Source organism: Burkholderia sp. DN3021, from assembly GCF_049805555.1.
GTDB lineage: Bacteria > Pseudomonadota > Gammaproteobacteria > Burkholderiales > Burkholderiaceae > Burkholderia > Burkholderia pyrrocinia_C.
In genome coordinates, this window is the sequence record NZ_JBNCAB010000082.1 from 13,167 (window position 1) to 34,320 (window position 21,154).

A 21,154-nucleotide genomic window follows, 5' to 3' on the forward strand; every position below is an offset into this window, starting at 1 on the left:
GTCACACCGTGCCGCGCGCTGCCCGCTCGGCGCTCAGGCGTCGCGCGCCGGCAGACGCCAGATCAGCATCAGCCCCAGCACGCTCTCGACGAGATAGAACACGCTCGAGACGCCGTGCAGCATCCCGAAGCGACTCGCGTACGGCGAGTTCGCGATATCGGTGCCCGCGTCCATCGCGGCCACCCGCAGCGCGTTCATGAACGGCTGCAGCGCGAAATACCCGACCAGCACGCACACGACCATCGCGGCGACGATCCAGCGCACACGGCGATATTCGCTGCTGCCGCGCCGCACCTGCTGGTTCGACAACGCGAGCAGCAGCACGCCGCACACGACACCGAGGATTGCCTCGATACGGAACAGCTGGGCGGCGACCGAACCGGCCGTCATCCGCTCCAGCGTCTTGAACAGCACGGGCGCGACCGCATACCCGATCGTCAGCAGGCTGCCGACCCACACGGCCGACAGCAGACGGAACACGCGATGCGGCATTACGTCGCCCCGCTTCAGATGTAGCTGACCGAGATGATTTCGTATTCGCGCACGCCGCTCGGCGCCTGCACGGCCGCGACGTCGCCTTCGGACTTGCCGATCAGTGCGCGCGCGATCGGCGAGCTGACCGAGATCAGGCCGTGATCGATATCGGCTTCGTCGTCGCCGACGATCTGGTATTTGACGGTGTCGCCCGACTCGAGATCCTCGAGCTCGACCGTCGACGCGAAGACCACGCGGCCTTCGGCATCGAGCACGGTGGGATCGATGACCTGCGCGGCCGACAGCTTCGATTCGATTTCCGCGATACGACCCTCGATGAAGCCCTGCTTTTCCTTCGCGGCATCGTATTCGGCGTTTTCGGACAGATCGCCCTGTGCGCGGGCCTCCGCGATCGCGTTGATCACGGCCGGCCGCTCGACGGATTTGAGGCGCTGCAATTCATCGCGCAGTTGCTCTGCGCCACGCTTTGTCAACGGAATGGTGCTCATAAACGGCTCAATCGCTAAAAACGGCTTTAAAAAAAATCACCGCGATTAAGCGCGTTTCCGATGAACCGGAAACACCGCTTAACCGCGGCACGTATTGCTTCGACAGGTAACTGACTGCTTAGTTTAGGCGAGCGTGAAGACCTTGTAAATCATAGACTTCCAGATCCTTCAGGTAGCGCAAGCCTTCGACGGCCGCGCGCGCGCCCGACATCGTCGTGTAGTACGTGACCTTGTGCGCCTGCGCGCTCATGCGGATCGAACGCGAATCGGCGATCGCCTGGCGCGTCTCGTCGACCGTCGTGAACACGAGGGCGATCTCGCCGTTCTTGATCATGTCGACGATGTGCGGACGGCCGTCCTTCACCTTGTTCACGACCTTCACCGGCACGCCGGCCGCTTCGATCGCGGCAGCCGTGCCCTTGGTCGCGACGATCGGGTAGCCGAGGTCGTGCAGCATGCGCGCGACTTCGACGGCCTTCGGCTTGTCCGCGTCCATCACGGTCAGCAGCACCGTGCCCGACTCCGGCAGGCGCGAACCGGCCGCGAGCTGCGACTTGAACAGCGCTTCGCCGAACGTCTGGCCGACGCCCATCACTTCGCCGGTCGAACGCATTTCAGGCCCGAGGACCGGATCGACGGTCGGGAACTTGACGAACGGGAACACCGCTTCCTTCACGCTGAAGTACGGCGGCTCGACTTCCTTCGTTACGCCCTGCTGCGCGAGCTTCTGGCCGACCATCGCGCGCGCCGCGATCTTCGCGAGCGGCAGGCTGGTCGCCTTCGACACGTACGGCACCGTGCGCGACGCGCGCGGGTTCACTTCGAGCACGTAGATGATGTCCTGCTTCGAACCGTCCGCCTGCGGCACCTGCTGGATCGCGAACTGCACGTTCATCAGGCCGACCACGTTCAGCGCCTTCGCCATCGCGCCCGTCTGGCGCTTCAGCTCGGCCACGGTTTCCTTCGACAGCGAGTACGGCGGCAGCGAGCATGCCGAGTCGCCCGAGTGGACGCCCGCCTGCTCGATGTGCTCCATCACGCCGCCGATGAACACGGCTTCGCCGTCGCAGATGCAGTCGACGTCGCACTCGATCGCGTCGTTCAGGAAGCGGTCGAGCAGCACCGGCGAATCGTTCGACACCTTCACGGCCTCGCGCATGTAGCGCTCGAGGTCGCGCGGCTCGTGGACGATTTCCATCGCGCGGCCGCCCAGCACGTACGACGGGCGCACGACGAGCGGGTAGCCGATTTCCTCGGCAAGCTTGAGCGCCTCGTCTTCCGCGCGCGCGGTGCGGTTCGGCGGCTGGCGCAGGCCGAGATCCTGCAGCAGCTTCTGGAAGCGTTCGCGGTCTTCGGCCGCGTCGATCATGTCCGGCGACGTGCCGACGATCGGCACGCCGTGCGCCTCGAGGTCGAGCGCGAGCTTCAGCGGCGTCTGGCCGCCGTACTGGACGATCACGCCGACCGGCTTTTCCTTGTCGACGATCTCGAGCACGTCTTCGAGCGTCAGCGGCTCGAAGTACAGGCGGTCGGACGTGTCATAGTCGGTCGACACCGTTTCCGGGTTGCAGTTGACCATGATCGTTTCGTAGCCGTCCTCGCGCATCGCGAGCGCCGCGTGCACGCAGCAGTAGTCGAACTCGATGCCCTGGCCGATCCGGTTCGGGCCGCCGCCCAGCACCATGATCTTCTTGTTGGTGGTCGGCTGCGCCTCGCACTCTTCCTCGTAGGTCGAGTACATGTACGCGGTTTTCGTCGCGAACTCGGCCGCGCAGGTGTCGACGCGCTTGTAGACCGGGCGCACGTTCAGCTCGACGCGGCGGCGGCGGACGTCTTCCGGCGTCGCGCCGAGCAGCTTCGCGAGGCGGCGGTCGGAGAAACCGCTCTGCTTCAGGTAACGCAGCTCGTCGAACGTCAGCGACGCGAGCGTGCGGCCCGCGAGCGCCTTTTCCTTCAGGATGATCTGCTCGATCTGATGGAGGAACCACGGGTCGATCGCGGTTTCCGCGAAGATTTCCTCGGCCGTCATGCCGATGCGGAACGCGTCGCCGACATACCAGATGCGGTCCGGGCCCGGCTCGTGGATCTCGATCGCGATCTCGTCGCGGTCGGTCGACTTCTCGTCGAGACCGTCGACGCCGACTTCGAGGCCGCGCAGCGCCTTCTGGAACGATTCCTGGAACGTGCGGCCGATCGCCATCACTTCGCCGACCGACTTCATCTGCGTCGTCAGGCGCGAATCGGCTTCACGGAACTTCTCGAACGCGAAACGCGGGATCTTCGTGACGACGTAGTCGATCGTCGGCTCGAACGACGCCGGCGTCTGGCCGCCGGTGATTTCGTTCTTCAGCTCGTCGAGCGTGTAGCCGACCGCCAGCTTCGCGGCGACCTTCGCGATCGGGAAGCCGGTCGCCTTCGATGCAAGCGCCGACGAACGCGACACGCGCGGGTTCATTTCGATGACGACCATGCGGCCGTCCTTCGGGTTGATCGAGAACTGCACGTTCGAGCCGCCCGTGTCGACGCCGATCTCGCGCAGCACCGCGAGCGATGCGTTACGCAGGATCTGGTATTCCTTGTCGGTGAGCGTCTGCGCCGGCGCGACCGTGATCGAGTCGCCGGTGTGCACGCCCATCGGGTCGAGGTTTTCGATCGAGCAGACGATGATGCAGTTGTCGGCGCGGTCGCGCACGACTTCCATCTCGTATTCCTTCCAGCCGAGCAGCGATTCCTCGATCAGCAGCTCGCGCGTGGGCGACAGGTCGAGACCGCGCTTGCAGATTTCCTCGAACTCTTCGCGGTTGTACGCGATGCCGCCGCCCGAGCCGCCGAGCGTGAACGACGGACGGATCACGACCGGATAGCCGCTGCCGCCGGTGCCCGCCATGATCTCGGCGTGCACCTTGGTCGCTTCTTCCATCGAGTGCGCGATGCCCGACTTCGCGGAGCCGAGACCGATCTTGGTCATCGCTTCCTTGAACTTCTGGCGGTCTTCCGCCTTGTCGATCGCTTCCGGCGACGCGCCGATCAGTTCGACGCCGAACTTCTCGAGCACGCCGTGGTGATGCAGGTCGAGCGCGCAGTTCAGCGCGGTCTGGCCGCCCATCGTCGGCAGGATCGCGTCCGGGCGCTCCTTCTCGATGATGCGCGCGACGACTTCCCACGTGATCGGCTCGATGTAGGTCACGTCGGCCGTGTTCGGGTCGGTCATGATCGTCGCCGGGTTGCTGTTGACGAGAACGACCTTGTAGCCCTCCTCACGCAACGCCTTGCAAGCCTGCGCGCCCGAATAGTCGAACTCGCACGCCTGGCCGATGATGATCGGGCCGGCGCCGATGATGAGGATGCTTTTGATGTCTGTGCGTTTTGGCATGGCTTGTGAATTCAATAAGTAATCGTTGTCGTGGGTCGGCCGGCAGCGCTCAGCTCATGGTCGCGAGCGCGAGCTTCACCGAGAAACCGATGAACAGGCCGCCCACGCTGCTCGCCGCGCCTGCCGCGAGCTTGCGGCGGCGGCGGAAGTGCTCGGCGAGCCGCGCACCCGCGAAGATCAGCGTGCTCAGGTACAGGAAGCTCGCGCATTGCGCGATCGCCCCGAGCACGACGAACGACAGCGCGGGATGCGGGAATGCCGGGTCGACGAACTGGATGAAGAACGAGATGAAGAACAGGATCGCCTTCGGGTTCAGCAGGCTCACGATCAGCGCCTTGCGAAACGGCCGCTCGCCGTCGACCGCCTGCGGCGCCTCGGCGGGCTCGCCCGCCGGCGCGCGCAGCTTGCGCCACGCGCTGCGCAGCATGCCGGTACCGATGTAGAGCAGATACGCGGCGCCGCCGTACTTGACGACGGAGAACAGCAGCGGATTCGCCTTCAGCAGCGACGCGACGCCCGCGGCCGACAGCACCATCAGCACCGTGTCGCCGACGAACACGCCGCAGGCCGCGCGATAGCCGGCCTTCACGCCGCGCTGCGCCGCGAGCGACAGCACGTACATCGAGTTCGGCCCCGGCAGCAGGATGATGAAGATCACGCCGAACACGTAGGTCCAGATATCCGTGATGCCGAGTGCGTGGCCGAACATGATGCGAATCTCCCGTCCTTCTGTTGCGTCGGTTGCGTTAGGCGTTGCGCTGCTTCGCCGCGTCCATCAGCGCGGTGAAACGGTCGAACAGATAGCCGATGTCGTGCGGGCCCGGCGACGCTTCCGGGTGGCCCTGGAAGCAGAACGCCGGCTTGTCGGTCAGCTCGAAGCCCTGCAGCGTGCCGTCGAACAGCGACACGTGCGTCACGCGCGCGTTGGCCGGCAGCGAATCCGCATCGACCGCGAAACCATGGTTCTGCGACGTGATCACGACTCGACCGTCGCCGAGATCCTTCACCGGGTGGTTCGCGCCGTGGTGGCCCGTCTTCATTTTCAGCGTCTTCGCGCCGACCGCGAGGCCCATGATCTGGTGGCCGAGGCAGATGCCGAAGGTCGGCACGCCGCGCTCGATGAATTCCTTCGTGGCCGCGATCGCGTAATCGCACGGCTCCGGATCGCCGGGGCCGTTCGACAGGAAGATGCCGTCCGGATTCAGCGCGAGCGCATCGGCCGCGCTCGCCTGTGCGGGCAGCACCGTGACCTGGCAGCCGCGTTCCGCGAGCATGCGCAGGATGTTGTACTTGACGCCGAAATCGTACGCGACGACGCGGTACTTCGGCGCTTCCTGCATGCCGTAGCCGCTGCCGAGGCGCCATTCCGTCTGCTTCCACTCGAACGGCTTGGTGGTCGACACGACCTTCGCGAGATCCATGCCGGCGAGGCCCGGGAACGAGCGCGCGAGCTCGATCGCCTTCGCCTCGTCGTCCGAGCCGGCCAGGATGCAGCCGTTCTGCGCGCCCTTGTCGCGCAGGATGCGGGTCAGCTTGCGGGTGTCGATGCCGGCGATCGCGACGACGCCTTCGTCGCGCAGGTAATCGCCGAGCGTGCGGTCCATGCGGAAGTTCGATGCGAGCGTGGGCAGATCACGGACGATCAGGCCGGCGGCATGGACTTTCGTGGCTTCGACGTCTTCGGCGTTGACGCCGACGTTGCCGATATGCGGGTAGGTGAGCGTGACGATCTGGCGCGCGTAGCTCGGATCAGTCAGGATTTCCTGATAGCCGGTGATCGCGGTATTGAACACGACTTCGCCGATCGTATGGCCTTCGGCCCCGATCGAATAACCACGAAAGACCGTGCCGTCGGCGAGTGCAAGCAAGGCGGGAGAAAAAGACGGCAACACGGGAGGCTCCTTGGGGAACACCCTGCTGCCGACCTGTTTACCCTGCCGCGCGAGCGCCGCGCTGCGTGGGCGCGCGTAGTCGCTAGCTGGACGCGGCCTGCGTTGTCGAGACGCGAACCCGGCGCGTGGCGCACGAGGCTTCGCGGCATCGCCCGGCAGGCGGCGTGCGGCGGATGAACGGGATGAATGAGGTAGGCGCTAGGGTGCGAGGTTGATCAGCACAAACTTTCAAATTATAGCCCGAAAATGGCCCTATCTTCAATCGATATGGCCGTCCGATCATGCGTGCGCCGCCACCGGCAGCGCGGTACGGCGTACGCGCAACGGCGCACGCTCGACGTGCTGCGGCCCCGTTTCCGCAGCCGCCCCACCCACCAGCGTACCGCCGGATCAGTGGGCTTGGCCAGCGCCGCGCGCGGGCCACACGTACCAGACCGCGCTCGCGAGCTGCAGCGCAAGCAGCACGCCCCATGCGGTGAGGTGCGCGGCGGCCGGATAACGGCCGTCGACCGCGGGCCAGCGCGACAGCACCGCGCCGACACCGATCTGGAACGCAAAGATCAGCAGGAAGATCACCAGCGTGAGCGTCGTGTTCGCGCGGCCGATCAGGTGGGCGGGAAAGTGCCCGGCCATCACCGCGTAGGTCAGGATGCCGACGCCGCCGAACATCCCGTATGCAGCCCACAGCACGGCCGGCGGCAACGGCATGCGCGCGACGATCGCGACCTGCGTCGCGACGAACAGCGCCATCCCGACCCCGCAGAACGCATAGACGGACACGCCGCGCCGCTCGAGCACGCGCGCCGCGGCGCCGAAGCCGACGCAGCCGGCCATCATCGCGAAGCCGAGCACCGACACGAGGCGCGCGGCATGCGGCGCATCGAACCCCGCGACGTCGCGCAGGTACGGCCCGACCCACAGCGACTGCATCGCGTAAAACACGCCCTGCGTGACGACCGAGAACGACGAGATCTTCCAGAACGCGCGGCTGCTCAGGATGTGCCACGTGCCCTTGAACTGACTGACGAGCCCGCCCTGGTGGCGCACCTGCTTCGCTTCGGGCGCGCCGAAGCCGATCGAGGCCGCGACGACCACCGTCAGCACCGCGAGGCCGAAACAGATCGCGCGCCAGTTCGTCCAGCCGAGCAGCCAGGTCAGCGGCGAACCTACCACGACGCCGCCGAGGCCGCCAACCGCCATCACGAGGCCGTTGACGAGCGGCAGCCGGCCGACCGGGAAATGCTGCGCGAGCGCCTTGAATGCCGCGCCGAGACACACCGACACGCCGACACCGATCAGCAGCCGGCCGATCATCATCGTGCCGATGCCGTGCGCGGCGCCGAACACGGCGGCGCCGGCCGCGGCGAACAGCAGCATGCCGGCCGTCACGCGGCGCGCGCCGAAGTGGTCGAGCATCACGCCGGCCGGAATCTGCGCGCCCGCGAAACCGAGAAAATAGAGACTGGTGAGCAGGCCGAGATCGGCGGCCGACAACCCGAGCTCATGCGTGACGAACGGCGCGAAGCCCAGATTGACGCCACGAAACACATACGACACGAAATACCCGATCGAAAACAGCGCGAGCACCCTCACCTGCACCGACGACATCGCTCCCCCTCGTGATATGAAGACTGTCGAAGCGACGCGGCGCCCTCGCACCGCGCACAAACGAAAACGCCGTCACCTCGGTGACGGCGTTTCGTTGCAATTCGTCGGATGATAGCGCAATCGCGCGACCCGGACCGGCCGCCCGCCGCGCTTCGCAGCCGCGTTACTTCTTCTTGCCCTTGGCCGGCGCGGCCTTCGCGGGTGCAGCTTTCGCAGATTTGGCCGATTTGGCCGCCGGCTTTGCCGCGCCGCGCTTCGCGCCGTGCGACTTGCCGCCCACCGCCAGGCTCGCGCGCTCGATGCGCGCACTGCCGACCGACGTCGCGATCCGCTCCGGACCGGGTTCCGCCGGCACCGAGCGGCCGACCGGCACGTGCAGCACGAGCGCCTGGCCCGGCATCGCGAGATCGCGGTGCGTGCGGTTCCACGCCTTGAGCTGGCCGACCGACACGCCGTAGCGGCCGGCGATCGCCGCCATCGACTGCTTGCGGCGCACGCGGATCAGCATCTTGCGCGTGTCGGGTACGTCGGGCTCCATCGCGAGCGCGCCGTTTTCGGCGACGTCGGCACTGATGTCCTCGTCGTCGTCATCGCCGCGCGGCACGACGATCGTCGAACCCGGCTTCAGGCGCATGCCGGCCGGAATCTTGTTGACCGACATCAGCGTATCGGCGTCCACGCCGATCTTCTCGGCGATCGCGGCCGGCCGTGCACGTTCGCTGACCGTATAGGTGGTCCACGTCGAAAGCTGGCCGTTGTATGACTTCAGGTTCTTCTCGAACGCGGACGCGTTGTCGAACGGCAGCAGGATCTGCGGTTCGGTCGCGCCGAGGATCACCGGCTTCGCGAACGACGGGTTCAGCGAGCGGAATTCGTCGAGCGACAGGTTCGCGAGCTTCGCGGCGACCGCGACGTCGATGTCGCGCGACGTCGTGACCGTCACGAAATACGGGTGGTTCGGGATGTCCGGCAGCGTCAGGCCGTACTGCTTCGGGCTCGCGATGATGTTCTTCACCGCCTGCAGCTTCGGCACGTAGTTGCGCGTCTCGTTCGGCATCCGCAGGCTCTGGTAGTCGGTCGGCAGGCCGGCCGCCTGATTGCGCGCGATCGCGCGCTGCACGTTGCCCTCGCCCCAGTTGTACGCGGCCAGCGCCAGATACCAGTCGCCGAACATGTCATGCAGGCGCGACAGGTAGTCGAGCGCGGCGCTCGTCGACGCGAGCACGTCGCGCCGTTCGTCCTGCCACATGTTGCGCTTCAGGTTGTACGTGCGGCCCGTGCCGGGCATGAACTGCCACATGCCGGCCGCCTTCGCGACCGACAGCGCCTGCGGGTTGAACGCGGATTCGATGAACGGCAGCAGCGCGAGCTCGGTCGGCATGTGACGCGCCTCGAGCTCCTCGACGATGTGATACAGGTACTTCTGCGAGCGCTCGGTCATGCGCTGCACGTAATCGGGACGCTGCGTGTACCAGGTCGTCTGCATGTCGACGAGGTCGCTCTGCAGGTCGGGCATCTGGAAGCCGCGACGGATGCGACCCCAGAGATCGGAGTCCGCACTGGTCAGGTCGCCGACGGATTGCTTGTCGACGTCGACAGTTTCTTTGGCGGTGGCTGATTTACGGAGGTAGTTGGACGCCGCCTGCGGATCGGCGGTGTTGTTGGCGACAGGAGCCTGGCTCGCACAAGCGGCGAGTAGCAGGACCACCATCGCACTCAATATAAGTCGCATGAAAATCTCGGCTTCCGACGGCTGGAAATTGCTGGCGATACTACGGAAGTGCGTGCTTCACGTCAATAAAAACACCGAAAACTCAGCGAAATCCTACATTTGGAGCAATTTTTACAGACACCGCTTGAGCTTTGGAGTCCTCCGGAAATGATCATCTGAACCGGTTTTTCCACTCCCGCATCAGCGTAAACGCTGCCAGACGATCCGGCACCGTTTCGTGAAGCTCGGCCTCGAGCGTCGCATGGATGGCGGCGCTGTCCGCGCGCATGAACGGGTTCACCGCGCGCTCGTGCGCGATCGTCGTCGGCAGCGTCGGCACGCCGCGCGCGCGCAGCGCCTGCGCGTCGTCGCGCCACGCGGCAAGCGCCGCATTGCCGGGCTCGCACGCGAGCGCGAAGCGGATGTTCGACAGCGTATATTCGTGTGCGCAATGCACGCGCGTGTCTCCCGGCAGCGCCGCGAGCGCGTCGAGCGACGCGAGCATCTGCGCGGGCGTGCCTTCGAACAGGCGGCCACAGCCGCACGAGAACAGCGTGTCGCCGCAGAACACGTGCGGCACCGCGGCGCCCTGCCCGGCCGCCTGGAAATAGGCGATGTGGCCGCGCGTATGACCGGGCACGTCGAGCACGTCGAACGCGACGGCCGGCGCGTCGAGCGTCACGCGATCGCCGCCCGAAAGCGGCCGCGTGACCACGCCGATCGCCTCGGCCGCGGGGCCGTAAACGGTGAGCGGCACATCGGCCGGTTGGCTATTGCGCAGCGCCTCGACACCGCCGACATGGTCGGCGTGATGGTGCGTGAGTAAAATAGCGGTCAACCGCCAGCCTCGTTCGGCAAGAACCCGGCGCACCGGCGCGGCTTCACCCGGATCGACGGCGATCGCATCGCGGCCGTCCGAGACGAGCCAGATATAGTTGTCTTCGAATGCCGGAACCGGCACGTATTCCAGCTCGTTCATGGGCGCGCAACCATCGTTATGCCTGATCGTCAAATTATAGACTGGCCCGCCTGGACCGACTCGCCTCCTGGCCGCTATGTGCTGGACTGGGAGCAGGCGCAGCTCGACCGGATCGTGTCCGACGTCTTCGGGTTCCACGCGCTGCAGCTCGGCCTGCCGCAGCTCGACGCACTGCGCGAGAACCGCATGCCGTATCGCGGCCTCGTGCTCGATCCGGCGAGCGGCGCGAGCGCGCCATACCAGTATCCGTGGGCGCGCGAAGCGCACGCGCCGGAGCACGCGCCCGCCGATCGCAGCACGACGTGGTGCGACCTGCTCGACCTGCCGTTCGAGTCGCAGAGCGTCGACCTGATCGTGATGCCGCACACGCTCGAATTCACGTCCGACCCGCACCGCCTGCTGCGCGAGGCCGAGCGCGTGCTGATGCCGGAAGGCCAGCTCGTGATCACCGGCTTCAATTCGCTCAGCCTGTGGGGCATGCGGCAATCGTTCGGGCGCATGGCGAACCGCCCGTTCGTGCCGGCCACGCGCGACCAGATCGCGTTCATCCGGCTCAAGGACTGGATCAAGCTGCTCGGTTTCGACCTCGAACGCGGCCGCTTCGGCTGCTACCGGCCGCCGCTCGTCACCGACAAGTGGCTGGCCCGCTACGGCTTCATGGAAGCCGCGGGCGACCGCTGGTGGCCGATCTTCGGCGCCGTCTACATGGTGACGGCCGTCAAGCGCGTGCGCGGCATGCGCCTCGTCGGCCAGATCAAGATGAAAAAACCCGTGCTCGCGCCAGGCCTGACGCCCGCGGCCTCCCCGACCACCCATCAAGAACATTCATGACAATCGATACGATCGACATCTATACCGACGGCGCCTGCAAGGGCAACCCCGGCCCCGGCGGCTGGGGCGCACTGATGCGCTACGGCGACCGCGAAAAGGAGCTGTTCGGCGGCGAGCCCAACACGACCAACAACCGCATGGAGCTGATGGGCGTGATCGCCGCGCTCGAGGCGCTGAAGCGGCCGTGCCAGGTGATCGTGCACACCGATTCGCAATACGTGCAGAAAGGCATCAGCGAGTGGATCCACGGCTGGAAGAAGAAAGGCTGGGTCACCGCGGCAAAGACGCCCGTGAAGAACGCCGACCTGTGGAAGCGGCTCGACGCGCTCGTCGCGCAGCACGAGGTCGAGTGGCGCTGGGTCAAGGGTCATGCGGGCCATCCGGAAAACGAGCGCGCGGACGCGCTCGCGAATCGCGGCGTCGAATCGCTCACGGCCTGAACGCCGGCCACTCTCCTGTTTCCTTCGTTTTTCCCGACATGCGCCAGATCATTCTCGATACCGAAACCACCGGCCTGAACGCCCGCACGGGCGACCGTCTCATCGAAATCGGCTGCGTCGAGCTGCTGAACCGGCGGCTCACCGGCAACAACCTGCACTTCTACGTGAACCCCGAGCGCGACAGCGATCCGGGCGCACTGGCGGTGCACGGCCTCACGACCGAATTCCTCAGCGACAAGCCGAAGTTCGCGGAAGTCGCCAGCCAGATCCTCGACTTCGTGAAGGACGCCGAGCTGATCATCCACAACGCACCGTTCGACCTTGGCTTCCTCGACGCCGAATTCGCGCGGCTCGGCCTGCCGCCGTTCACCGAACATTGCGGCGGCGTGATCGACACGCTCGTGCAGGCCAAGCAGATGTTCCCCGGCAAGCGCAACTCGCTCGACGCGCTGTGCGATCGCTTCGGCATCAGCAACGCGCACCGCACGCTGCACGGCGCACTGCTCGACTCGGAGCTGCTCGCCGAGGTGTATCTCGCGATGACGCGCGGCCAGGACAGCCTCGTGATCGACATGCTCGACGACGCGGGCGCCGACGGCGGCGCGGCGAACGGCCAGCGCGTGTCGCTCGCCGCGCTCGACCTGGTCGTGGTGGCCGCGAGCGACGACGAGCTCGCCGCGCACCAGGCGCAACTCGACGAGCTCGACAAGTCGGTCAAGGGCGCATGCGTGTGGCGCAAGTTCGCCGACGCGGGTGCCGCCGAAACGGCCTGACGCACGCGGCACGCGCTGCGGCCGCGCTTACGCGCGCGGCTGCAGCGCGATGACCGCCATCCCGCCGAGCGCGAGCACCGCGCCGGCCACATCCCAGCGGGTCAACGCGATGCCGTCGACCACCCGCAGCCAGACCAGCGCTACCGCGATATACACGCCGCCGTACGCGGCATAGGTACGCCCGGCCGCGCTCGGGTGCAGCGTCAGCAGCCACGCGAACAGCGCGAGCGACAGCGCGGCCGGCACCAGCAGCCAGGCCGGCCGGCTGCCCTTCAGCACGAGCCACGGCAGGTAACAGCCGACGATTTCGGCCAGCGCGGTGGCGGCGAACAGCGCCGCGATCCTCATCAGTTCGGTCATCCGGTTCCTCGTGAATTCGCCCCCGTCGCCGGGGAGCTGCACGGCCCCGCCGCGCGCCGCCGATCATACCCGAGCAGGCCGCGCCGGACGCCCCGCCAGACGGGCGCCTCCCGGCAATTTGCACGATCATCCGTCATCGTGCTACCATGTCGCCTGTTTCAACATTCAATCTCTGTCTATTCGATTTCGAGAGAAGTCCGTCCGCGCATTACGGGCCGGCGCTTCGACCGAAATCGCACCCACAGGAAAGCCCGCCCGACAGGCCCGCTTTTCTCGTTTCGTTGCCCCTTTCGGGGCGCTTGCCGGAACGCCGGACCTCCGTCCGCACCGGCATCTGCCGCCAGCATCACGCGGCCCATTCTTCATGAGCGCACTGTCGCGACGGCCCATCGGGCCCGCGTCGAAGCAGCCCCTGACGGCCCTTTGCTGCCCGTTGCGCAGTAAGTGCTTAATGGTCTGCCCCGACGCGCCGCGCACGACACCGCGCTTGCAGGCAAACCGTGTCGGACGGCCCGCCCGTTCCGGCGCAGTCAAAGGAGTGCATGACCTTGACCGCAACACACGTCAGCCCGACCGCTGCTTCTTCCTCCACTTCGTCCGGCGACGCTCCGCTCGCCGCGGACGACATCACCGTCGTCGACCAGAGCCTGCTCAAGCGCGCCGTCAGCGCGATGGCCATCGGCAATGCGATGGAATGGTTCGACTTCGGCGTATACAGCTATATCGCCGTCACGCTCGGCAAGGTGTTCTTCCCGTCCAGCAGCCCGTCCGCGCAGCTGCTCGCGACCTTCGGCACGTTCGCGGCCGCGTTCCTCGTGCGCCCGCTCGGCGGCATGGTGTTCGGCCCGCTCGGCGACCGCATCGGCCGCCAGCGCGTGCTCGCCGCAACGATGATCATGATGGCCGTCGGCACCTTCGCGATCGGCCTGATCCCGAGCTACGCGTCGATCGGCATCATGGCGCCCGTGCTGCTGCTCGTCGCGCGCCTCGTGCAGGGCTTCTCGACCGGCGGCGAATATGGCGGCGCGGCCACCTTCATCGCCGAATTCTCGACCGACAAGCGCCGCGGCTTCATGGGCAGCTTCCTCGAATTCGGCACGCTGATCGGCTATGTGATGGGTGCGGGCGTCGTCGCGCTGCTGACCGCGTCGCTGTCGCAGGAAGCGCTGCTGTCGTGGGGCTGGCGCGTGCCGTTCCTGATCGCCGGCCCGCTCGGCCTGATCGGTCTCTACATCCGGATGAAGCTCGAGGAAACGCCCGCGTTCAAGCGCCAGGCCGAAGAGCGCGAAGCGCAGGACAAGGCCGTGCCGAAGGCGCGCTTCCGCGAAACGCTGATGCGCAACTGGCGCGCGCTGCTGCTGTGCGTCGGCCTCGTGCTGATCTTCAACGTGACCGACTACATGGTGCTGTCGTACCTGCCGAGCTTCATGTCGTCGACGCTGCACTTCGACGAATCGCACAGCCTCGTGCTCGTGCTGATCGTGATGGTGCTGATGATGCCGATGACGCTCTTCGCCGGCCGCCTGTCCGACCGGATCGGCCGCAAGCCGGTGATGCTCGCCGGCTGCGTCGGGCTGCTCGTGCTGTCGATCCCGTCGATGATGCTGATCCACGCGGGCACCACGGCATCGGTGTTCGGCGGCCTGCTGGTCCTCGGCGTGCTGCTGTCCTGCTTCACCGGCGTGATGCCGTCGGCGCTGCCGGCGCTGTTCCCGACCGAGATCCGCTACGGCGCGCTCGCGATCGGCTTCAACGTGTCGGTGTCGCTGTTCGGCGGCACGACGCCGCTGATGACAGCATGGCTCGTCGACGTGACGCACAACCTGATGATGCCCGCGTACTACATGATGGGCGCCGCCGTGATCGGCATCGTGTCGGTCGTCGCGCTCGCGGAAACCGCGCGCCAGCCGCTCAAGGGCTCGCCGCCGGCCGTCGCGACGCGCCGCGAGGCGCACCAGCTCGCGCGCCAGTTGCGCGAGGACGACGACTCGGAGATGTACGGCGTCGTGTCGCCCGCACGCGCCTGAGCGTCGCCCATGAAAAAGCCCCGGCCGAAGCCGGGGCCCGATCGAATCCGATCCGCCCGACCGGCTTGCGCCGGCCGGGCTTTTTTCATCCGTTAGCCGTGAGCGCCATCATGCGTGCGCTTCGCCGTGACGGCTGAAGATCAGCGCACGCGAGCGAGATACCGCCGCCTGCGCGCCGCGTGCCGCGACGATCAGCCCGACCTGGCCGAGATTGAAATCGCGCTCGACCATCAACTGCGTCAGCGCGGCAAGCGGCAACACGACGGACGGGTGGTACAGGCTTGATTCGAGCAGGGCTTTCATCATCGGCTCCATCTGGCAATGCGTGATTCGATGGAGTGGATTCTAGGGACCGGCCGCTTCCGGATAAACGGCGCGAATGCGAAGTCACTTGTCGGCCACCGAGAACAATCGGCGGCGGCTTGCCGGATGCGGCCGAGCGGCCGGCAGGCAACGGCGCGGGGCGGCCTCGCGCCCCGCCGCCAAGGGCCGCCAGGCCTACACGAGCGGCGTTTCGACGAACGCCGGCAACGCTTCCGCACGCGCAGAATGCGCGGCGAGCGCCGGATAGCGGGCAGGATCGATCCGCGCGAGCGCCGGGTAATCGGCCGCCACGAACTGCGTGAAGCGCCACGCCACCGCGACCGTCACGTCGGACTGCAGCAGGCGCGCACCGCCGAACCAGCCGTTCGCGGCCGCAACGAGCGGCTCCAGCTCGCCGTACGCGCCCTCGAGCTGGCTCAGCACGCGCTCGAGCCACGGCGCGTGCTGCTTGTCGGACGGGCGCAGCGCCTGCTCGTAGATGACCTGCACGGTCTTCTCGGCCGCCGCCAGCGCGAAACCGACCGGCACGAGCGCGCGCAGCCGCACGTCGGCGGCGTCGGGCAGCAAGCGCCGCTCCGGCGCGACCAGGTGATCGAGATAGTCGACGATCAGCGACGAATCGATCAGCGTCGCGCCGTCGTCGGTCACGAGCGTCGGCGCCTTGACGACCGGGTTGATCGCCCTGAACTGCTCGAAATGACGGAACACCGAGATCGACTCGTGTTCGAACGGCAGGTCGAGCAGCTTCGCCGAAATGGCGACACGGCGCACGAACGGGGAATCCAGCATGCCGATCAGCTTCATCGCAAACGCTCCGCTTGAGGGAATGGGACCGACGACTGTAGCAGCGTCGCGAGCCGTCGCCTAGCGTGCTCGTACGCGCGTCCGCTTGATACGTATCAGCGCCCCGCTACCCGGCCACAGTGACCATAATGCAGATTCACGCCCCTTCCGCCCCAAGGTCCGCCATGTGGTATGCCCTCGTCGAGCAGCAGCGGGAATGGATGCGCGCCTGGCGCGCGGCGACGCGGCACGCGTTCGATGCGTGGCCCGCGGCGACGCTGCCGCAGGCCGCGTCGTCGTGTTATGACGACCTGTTCGAGCCGCTGCTCGGGCAGCCGGCCGGGCCGCCGCGCTTCGACCTCGGGCGATCCGCCGTCGGCGAACGGGTCGCCGCGCACACGCCGTTCTGCGACCTGCGGCGCTTCACGCGCGCCGATGCGCGGCGCACGGTGCTGCTGTGCGCGCCGCTCGCCGGGCACGCGGCCGTGATGATGCGGGAAACCGTCGAGACGCTGCTCGCCGACGGCGACGTCTGCGTGACCGACTGGCGCAATGCGCGCGACGTGCCGCTCGCGTCGGGCCGCTTCGGGCTCGACGAGTATGTCGCGACGCTCGACGGCTTCGTCGACGGGCTCGCGCTCGACGATCGGCCGCTGCACGTCGTCGCCGTGTGCCAGGCGACCGTGCCGGCGCTCGGCGCGCTCGCGCTGCGCGCCGCGCGCGGCCTCGCGCCGCCCGCGAGCATCACGCTGATCGGCGGCCCGCTCGACGCACGCCTGAATCCGAGCGTGCTCGGCACCGCGGCAGCCACCCGCTCGCTCGGCTGGTGCCGCCGCCACCTGATCGACATCGTGCCGCCCGGCTTCGCGGGGCACGGCCGCCACGTGTTCCCGACCTATCTCCAGCAGGGCGAGATCGCGCTGATGTACCCGCAGCGTTTCATGTCGCTGGTCGAGGCGTACGCGCAGGCCGCGTCGCGCTTCGACATGGCCGCGCTCGCCGCCGCGCGGCGCGCGCTGCTCGAATACACGGCGCTGCTCGACATGCCGGCCGAATATTTCCTCGACACGGTCGACATCGTGTTCCAGCGCATGTGCCTCGCGAACGGCACGTGGGACGTTGGCGGCCGGCGTGTCGAGCCGGGCGCGCTGCGCGGCGTCGCGCTGCTGACCGTCGAAGGCCGATGCGACGCGGTCACGGGCGCCGGCCAGACGCATGCGGCACTCGACATGTGCAGCGGCCTCGCGGCCGACGAGCGCTATCGCGTCGATGTCGACGATTGCGATCACTACGGGCTGTTCACCGGCGCGCGCTGGCGCGGCAATGTCCATCCGATGCTGCAGCGCGTGTTCGCGCTGGCCGAGGCCGGCCGCCCTCGCCCGCGCTCGCGCCGGATCAGGCGGACGTGATGCCGCGTTGCATGCGGGCCGCGTCGAGCAACGTACGCACCTCGTCGTCGCTCGTTTGCCCGAAGTGCGCGTAGAACTGGCTGATCCCGAAGAACGGGCGCGGCTGCGATACCGCGACGAACGCGTCGGCCAGACCGTCGAACGCATGCTGCGCGTCCGCCGGCGCGACCGGCGTGGCCGCCACGATCCGCGCCGGGTGGCGCTCGCGCAGCGCCTGCAGCGCGGCACGCATCGACGCGCCGGTCGCGACGCCGTCGTCGACGACGATCACGATGCGCCCGTCGACCGGCAGCGGCGGCGCAGCGCCGCGATACAGCGCTTCGCGGCGCTGCAGCTCGGCCGTCTCGCGCACGATCACGTCGGCGAGCTGCGCGTCGGTCACGCCCATCGAGCGGATCACGGAGCGCTGCAGATGCATCGCGCCCCCCGTTGCGATCGCGCCCATCGCGAGTTCGGGCTCGCACGGCACGCCGAGCTTGCGCACGACCAGCACGTCGAGCGGCGCGCGCAGCGCGCAGGCAACCGGATACGCGACGGGCACGCCGCCGCGCGGCAACGCGAGCACGACGACGTCGCTACGCCCCGCATAGTCGCTCAGCGCGCCGGCCAGTTGGCGGCCCGCATCGGCGCGATCGGCAAAACACTCGGTCACGATCGGCTCCCTGCCGTTGCGCCGGATGCGCGAAACCCGCGCCGGCGCCTGTCAACGAGCATGGTTCATCGGCAGCGCCGATGCAAGCGGGGTCACACCGGCGTGCACGACCCCGAAGGAAAGGGTCAGAGGCCGCCGGCCTGCCGGTATAACCGCCAGAACGACTGCGCGTAGGATTGCGCGAGCTCGGGCGCGCGCTGGAACACGTTGACCGTCTCGGCGTGCGCGGCCGCGCCGTCGGACAGCGTCGTCAGCGCGACGCTGTCGTCGACGATCACGAAGCGCGGCGCGGGATCGCCGTGCCGCGAATCGATCGCCACGTCGATGCCCGCGGATTTCAGATAGCCTGCGCCGCTGTACCTGCCCGCGCGCGGCGAGCGCACGAGCACGACGCGCACCTCGATCCCGCGCGCACGGGCCGCGCGCAGTGCGCTCGCGACGGCGGGCGGCACATGCGCGTAGCCGGCCAGCAGTACGCGGCGTTGCGCCTGTTCGATCAGGTCGACGGTCGCGTCGGCCGCCGCGTTGTCATACGAAAAGTACGTGCCGACCGAGGCGGCATCGGACGGGATCCGGCTGGCGTGGGCGCTCGCCGCACAGCAAAGCGCGGCGAAAAAGAAGGCGGCTGGTCTCATGGCGGGCGCCATTGTAGCGACGCCAATTCGCGTGGCAAGCGCCGGCTGCGGCGCTGCTGCGCCGGCGCAACACACAGTATGGAACCGGGGCGCGGCGCGGATGTTGCAGGCCGGTTTTCGGGCCGCCGGTCAGCCAGCCGCGACGCGCGCGAGCCAGTTCGTCACGCCGTCGACGGAACGGAAATCCGCGAGGCTGCGCGCCGGCAGCGCGGGATACGCGCCGCCTGCCATCTCGGCCAGCGCGCGCCCGGGGCCGAGTTCGAGAAACGCGGTCGCACCGGCCTCCACGCAGGCGGCGAGACAGGCCGCCCACTCGACCGGCTCCGCGATCTGCCGCGCGAGCTTGTCGAGGCCCGCGTCGACATCGAGCACCGACGCGCCGTCGATGCCCGAAAACAATCGCGTGCCGGGCAGCGGCCGGCGCACGCGCACACCGGCAAGCGACGCGCGAAATACCGGCACGGCCGCTGCGAGCCGGCGCGTGTGCGACGCGATCCGCACGCACACGGGCGCGACGCGCAGCGCACCGGCGCGCGCGGCGCCGTCGGCCACCGCATCGACATCGGCCTGCCGCCCCGCGACCACGAATGCGTCGCCGGGGTTTGCGATCGCGATCGCCGCGTCGCGACCGGCGCACAACTGCGCAAGCTGCGTGCGCGTCAAGCCACGCACGAACGCCATCCGCTCATCGCCGCCGCTCGCCGCATCCATCGCGCGCGCGCGTGCGTCGGCCAGGTCGAGCGCATCGTGCGGATCGATCATTCCCGCGACGCTCCACGACGCGACCTCGCCGACGCTGTAGCCCGCGACGCAGCGCCGGCGCGGCCACGCCGCGTCGAGCAGCGCGGCCGCCGCAAGCGCCTGGACGGTGCAGAGGATCTGCGCGGCGCGGTTCTCGCGCAGCGCGTCCGGTCCGGCCTGCCGGACCCACGCGCGCGGATCGTCGCCGAGGAGCCGGCCGGCATGCGCGAACAACGCATCGGCCTGCGGCGCCGCGCCCGTCAGGTCGAACATGTCGGCGCGCTGCGCGCCTTGTCCCGAACAGAGAATCGCCAGCGTCATCGCGCGTCCCCGTCGGCTTCGAGCGCATCGACGAATACGCTCATCGCGAGCAGGTCGGCCGCGCCGCCCGGGCTCAGCCGGCGCGCAACGAACGCACGATGCGCGGCCACCGCGCGCAGCCGCCAGTCGCGCGCGCGCACGCCGCCGCGTGCGACGAACGCACGTGCGGTCGCCCGCGCGAAATCGAGGCCGGCATGCCCGCCCCGGTGCAGCAGGTTCGTATCGTCGAGCGCGGCGATCAGCGCGAAGCACGCAGCGACGCGCGCGGCTTCCGGATCGTCGGGCAGGTCGCGCTTCGCACGGCGCAGCGCGGGCAGCCCGATCGCGTACACGGTCGTGAACCCTTCGGCCGCTTCGCGACGCGCGCCGCCGACGCCGTAGCGTCGGCTCGCGCGCTCGCCGTGGCTGTCCGGCAAGCGCGGGCCGCCGAGAATATCGGCGCCCCAGCGGCGGGACACGAGCGCACCGAGCGTCATTCCGCCCGGCACTCCCCCCGGCATCGCACGCCGGCCCGCGGCCGCGCACAGCAGCCCGAGCCCGAAGATCGCGCCGCGATGCGTATTGACGCCGCCGGTCGCCGCGAGCATCGCGTGCTCGGCACGCAGGCCGATCTTGCGCAGCATGGCCATGTCCGCGTCGCGCGCGCCCGCGTCGGCAAGTTCCGCGAAGTACGGCCGCAGCACGGCGGCGCTGCGCGCGAACGTCGCGGCATCCATGTCCGAATGACTGCCGGTGTCGACGTGGCTGACGAGCCCCGGCTTCGGATAGGTGTCGATCTCGAGCACGAGGCTGTGCTCGGCCAGCTCGGCGATGCGCTCGGGAGCGGACGGCGCCGGTACGCGGCAGGCAGCCCATGCGCTCATCGCGCGTCTCCGGTGAATGCGCCGGCGGGCATCAATTCGACGGCGATCGCGGTCTTGACCGCGACTTCAGGCAGCCGCGCGTGCAGCTCGCGCCAGTTGACGCCCGCGCCGTCGTCGCGCAGCAGCTCGCCGTCGATGCGCATCGGCGCGTGCGCGTCGATCGCCGCGAGACTGTCGAGCAGCGGTGCGAGCAACGCGGCATCCGGCAGCGGAAACACGATGTCGAGATCGGACGACGCGCCCAGGTATCGCTCGCCCGTCAGCGCCTGCCACGCGAGGCTGCCGAACACGCGGCCCTGCACGCCGCAGCGCGCGCCGAGCGCATCGAGCGCGCGCAACGGCGCGTGCCATGCGTCGGGCGCCGCGGAAAGCACGTCGGCCAGCGCGGGCAGCGGGCCGACCGTCGCGAGCGCGTCGGCAGCGACATTCAGCGCGATGCGCCGCTTGCC

21 protein-coding genes are annotated in these 21,154 nt (G+C 68.3%); 5 read left to right on the forward strand and 16 right to left on the reverse strand.

Annotated features, from left to right (window positions below; translation table 11 throughout):
* Positions 1–33: 33 nt before the first annotated feature.
* The 8 genes from ACPUER_RS29210 to gloB all read right to left on the reverse strand — a co-directional run bounded on the left by ACPUER_RS29210 (position 34) and on the right by gloB (position 10,546).
* The gene (locus ACPUER_RS29210; RefSeq protein WP_006497614.1) at positions 34–492 is read right to left on the reverse strand and encodes a DUF4149 domain-containing protein; all 459 of its coding nucleotides are present in this window, start codon (positions 490–492) and stop codon (positions 34–36) included.
* A 14-nt stretch (positions 493–506) separates the two neighbouring features.
* Entirely contained in the window at positions 507–983 is a 477-nt protein-coding gene (gene greA, locus ACPUER_RS29215; RefSeq protein WP_021163362.1) for a transcription elongation factor GreA, read from the reverse strand.
* A gap of 118 nt (positions 984–1,101) precedes the next feature.
* The gene (gene carB / locus ACPUER_RS29220) at positions 1,102–4,356 is read right to left on the reverse strand and encodes a carbamoyl-phosphate synthase large subunit (RefSeq protein WP_072435869.1); all 3,255 of its coding nucleotides are present in this window, start codon (positions 4,354–4,356) and stop codon (positions 1,102–1,104) included.
* 49 nt (positions 4,357–4,405) lie between these two features.
* On the reverse strand, positions 4,406–5,065 hold the full coding sequence (gene leuE, locus ACPUER_RS29225) for a leucine efflux protein LeuE (RefSeq protein ID WP_072435870.1): 660 nt from the start codon (positions 5,063–5,065) through the stop codon (positions 4,406–4,408).
* 37 nt (positions 5,066–5,102) lie between these two features.
* Positions 5,103–6,248 (reverse strand): glutamine-hydrolyzing carbamoyl-phosphate synthase small subunit, encoded by a 1,146-nt coding sequence (carA, locus tag ACPUER_RS29230; RefSeq protein WP_175962423.1) that lies wholly within the window; start codon positions 6,246–6,248, stop codon positions 5,103–5,105.
* 390 nt (positions 6,249–6,638) lie between these two features.
* Positions 6,639–7,856, reverse strand: coding sequence for an MFS transporter (locus ACPUER_RS29235; RefSeq protein ID WP_425132780.1), 1,218 nt, complete (start codon positions 7,854–7,856; stop codon positions 6,639–6,641).
* Between the two features lie 163 nt (positions 7,857–8,019).
* Complete coding sequence (locus tag ACPUER_RS29240) at positions 8,020–9,588, reverse strand: transglycosylase SLT domain-containing protein (RefSeq protein WP_425132781.1); 1,569 nt, start codon at positions 9,586–9,588, stop codon at positions 8,020–8,022.
* Between the two features lie 151 nt (positions 9,589–9,739).
* Positions 9,740–10,546, reverse strand: a complete 807-nt coding sequence (gloB, locus tag ACPUER_RS29245) for a hydroxyacylglutathione hydrolase (protein ID WP_105392996.1) — start codon at positions 10,544–10,546, stop codon at positions 9,740–9,742.
* An 18-nt stretch (positions 10,547–10,564) separates the two neighbouring features.
* On the opposite strand from gloB, the gene ACPUER_RS29250 reads away from it, so the two are divergent.
* From ACPUER_RS29250 to dnaQ, 3 genes are read left to right on the forward strand one after another with little or no spacing between them, the layout of a single operon-like run.
* Entirely contained in the window at positions 10,565–11,377 is an 813-nt protein-coding gene (locus ACPUER_RS29250; protein WP_034183269.1) for a class I SAM-dependent methyltransferase, read from the forward strand.
* Positions 11,374–11,817, forward strand: coding sequence for a ribonuclease HI (gene rnhA / locus ACPUER_RS29255; protein ID WP_072435875.1), 444 nt, complete (start codon positions 11,374–11,376; stop codon positions 11,815–11,817). Before ACPUER_RS29250 ends, rnhA begins: the two co-directional genes overlap by 4 nt.
* A 38-nt stretch (positions 11,818–11,855) precedes the next feature.
* Positions 11,856–12,590 (forward strand): DNA polymerase III subunit epsilon, encoded by a 735-nt coding sequence (dnaQ, locus tag ACPUER_RS29260; protein ID WP_175962420.1) that lies wholly within the window; start codon positions 11,856–11,858, stop codon positions 12,588–12,590.
* A 27-nt stretch (positions 12,591–12,617) separates the two neighbouring features.
* Here dnaQ and ACPUER_RS29265 read toward each other — a convergent pair whose 3' ends face one another.
* Positions 12,618–12,950 (reverse strand): YnfA family protein, encoded by a 333-nt coding sequence (locus tag ACPUER_RS29265; RefSeq protein WP_034183266.1) that lies wholly within the window; start codon positions 12,948–12,950, stop codon positions 12,618–12,620.
* Positions 12,951–13,492: 542 nt separating this feature from the next.
* On the opposite strand from ACPUER_RS29265, the gene proP reads away from it, so the two are divergent.
* Positions 13,493–14,977, forward strand: a complete 1,485-nt coding sequence (gene proP, locus ACPUER_RS29270) for a glycine betaine/L-proline transporter ProP (RefSeq protein WP_310134945.1) — start codon at positions 13,493–13,495, stop codon at positions 14,975–14,977.
* Positions 14,978–15,085: 108 nt separating this feature from the next.
* Here the strand turns inward: proP and ACPUER_RS29275 are convergent, their stop codons facing one another.
* Both ACPUER_RS29275 and ACPUER_RS29280 read right to left on the reverse strand, forming a co-directional pair.
* Positions 15,086–15,280 (reverse strand): hypothetical protein, encoded by a 195-nt coding sequence (locus ACPUER_RS29275; protein ID WP_072436412.1) that lies wholly within the window; start codon positions 15,278–15,280, stop codon positions 15,086–15,088.
* A gap of 195 nt (positions 15,281–15,475) precedes the next feature.
* On the reverse strand, positions 15,476–16,105 hold the full coding sequence (locus tag ACPUER_RS29280; RefSeq protein WP_425132782.1) for a glutathione S-transferase family protein: 630 nt from the start codon (positions 16,103–16,105) through the stop codon (positions 15,476–15,478).
* A gap of 164 nt (positions 16,106–16,269) precedes the next feature.
* On the opposite strand from ACPUER_RS29280, the gene phaZ reads away from it, so the two are divergent.
* Positions 16,270–17,493 (forward strand): polyhydroxyalkanoate depolymerase, encoded by a 1,224-nt coding sequence (gene phaZ, locus ACPUER_RS29285; RefSeq protein ID WP_310134953.1) that lies wholly within the window; start codon positions 16,270–16,272, stop codon positions 17,491–17,493.
* Here the strand turns inward: phaZ and ACPUER_RS29290 are convergent.
* The 5 genes from ACPUER_RS29290 to mdcG form a co-directional block, all read right to left on the reverse strand.
* Positions 17,480–18,145 (reverse strand): phosphoribosyltransferase, encoded by a 666-nt coding sequence (locus ACPUER_RS29290; RefSeq protein WP_175962416.1) that lies wholly within the window; start codon positions 18,143–18,145, stop codon positions 17,480–17,482. The two genes, phaZ and ACPUER_RS29290, sit on opposite strands and share 14 nt — an antisense overlap.
* A gap of 125 nt (positions 18,146–18,270) precedes the next feature.
* Positions 18,271–18,792, reverse strand: coding sequence for a phospholipase D-like domain-containing protein (locus tag ACPUER_RS29295; RefSeq protein ID WP_072435882.1), 522 nt, complete (start codon positions 18,790–18,792; stop codon positions 18,271–18,273).
* A gap of 117 nt (positions 18,793–18,909) precedes the next feature.
* Positions 18,910–19,842 (reverse strand): malonate decarboxylase subunit epsilon, encoded by a 933-nt coding sequence (gene mdcH / locus ACPUER_RS29300; protein ID WP_425132783.1) that lies wholly within the window; start codon positions 19,840–19,842, stop codon positions 18,910–18,912.
* On the reverse strand, positions 19,839–20,705 hold the full coding sequence (mdcB, locus tag ACPUER_RS29305) for a triphosphoribosyl-dephospho-CoA synthase MdcB (RefSeq protein WP_425132784.1): 867 nt from the start codon (positions 20,703–20,705) through the stop codon (positions 19,839–19,841). The genes mdcH and mdcB overlap by 4 nt, the downstream gene beginning before the upstream one ends.
* Positions 20,702–21,154 (reverse strand): malonate decarboxylase holo-[acyl-carrier-protein] synthase (gene mdcG / locus ACPUER_RS29310; RefSeq protein ID WP_425132785.1); only part of this gene is annotated, 453 nt, incomplete at its 5' end. The genes mdcB and mdcG, both read right to left, overlap by 4 nt.

What these genes read in the sequence shown, in the direction of transcription:
- ACPUER_RS29210 (WP_006497614.1), bottom strand. Translation starts at nt 492, where the DNA reads ATGCCGCATCGCGTGTTCCGTCTGCTGTCGGCCGTGTGGGTCGGCAGC.
- greA (WP_021163362.1), bottom strand. Translation starts at nt 983, where the DNA reads ATGAGCACCATTCCGTTGACAAAGCGTGGCGCAGAGCAACTGCGCGAT.
- carB (WP_072435869.1), bottom strand. Translation starts at nt 4,356, where the DNA reads ATGCCAAAACGCACAGACATCAAAAGCATCCTCATCATCGGCGCCGGC.
- leuE (WP_072435870.1), bottom strand. Translation starts at nt 5,065, where the DNA reads ATGTTCGGCCACGCACTCGGCATCACGGATATCTGGACCTACGTGTTC.
- ACPUER_RS29235 (WP_425132780.1), bottom strand. Translation starts at nt 7,856, where the DNA reads ATGTCGTCGGTGCAGGTGAGGGTGCTCGCGCTGTTTTCGATCGGGTAT.
- ACPUER_RS29240 (WP_425132781.1), bottom strand. Translation starts at nt 9,588, where the DNA reads ATGCGACTTATATTGAGTGCGATGGTGGTCCTGCTACTCGCCGCTTGT.
- gloB (WP_105392996.1), bottom strand. Translation starts at nt 10,546, where the DNA reads ATGAACGAGCTGGAATACGTGCCGGTTCCGGCATTCGAAGACAACTAT.
- ACPUER_RS29250 (WP_034183269.1), top strand. Translation starts at nt 10,565, where the DNA reads ATGCCTGATCGTCAAATTATAGACTGGCCCGCCTGGACCGACTCGCCT.
- rnhA (WP_072435875.1), top strand. Translation starts at nt 11,374, where the DNA reads ATGACAATCGATACGATCGACATCTATACCGACGGCGCCTGCAAGGGC.
- dnaQ (WP_175962420.1), top strand. Translation starts at nt 11,856, where the DNA reads ATGCGCCAGATCATTCTCGATACCGAAACCACCGGCCTGAACGCCCGC.
- ACPUER_RS29265 (WP_034183266.1), bottom strand. Translation starts at nt 12,950, where the DNA reads ATGACCGAACTGATGAGGATCGCGGCGCTGTTCGCCGCCACCGCGCTG.
- proP (WP_310134945.1), top strand. Translation starts at nt 13,493, where the DNA reads ATGACCTTGACCGCAACACACGTCAGCCCGACCGCTGCTTCTTCCTCC.
- ACPUER_RS29275 (WP_072436412.1), bottom strand. Translation starts at nt 15,280, where the DNA reads ATGAAAGCCCTGCTCGAATCAAGCCTGTACCACCCGTCCGTCGTGTTG.
- ACPUER_RS29280 (WP_425132782.1), bottom strand. Translation starts at nt 16,105, where the DNA reads ATGAAGCTGATCGGCATGCTGGATTCCCCGTTCGTGCGCCGTGTCGCC.
- phaZ (WP_310134953.1), top strand. Translation starts at nt 16,270, where the DNA reads ATGTGGTATGCCCTCGTCGAGCAGCAGCGGGAATGGATGCGCGCCTGG.
- ACPUER_RS29295 (WP_072435882.1), bottom strand. Translation starts at nt 18,792, where the DNA reads ATGGCGCCCGCCATGAGACCAGCCGCCTTCTTTTTCGCCGCGCTTTGC.
- mdcH (WP_425132783.1), bottom strand. Translation starts at nt 19,842, where the DNA reads ATGACGCTGGCGATTCTCTGTTCGGGACAAGGCGCGCAGCGCGCCGAC.
- mdcB (WP_425132784.1), bottom strand. Translation starts at nt 20,705, where the DNA reads ATGAGCGCATGGGCTGCCTGCCGCGTACCGGCGCCGTCCGCTCCCGAG.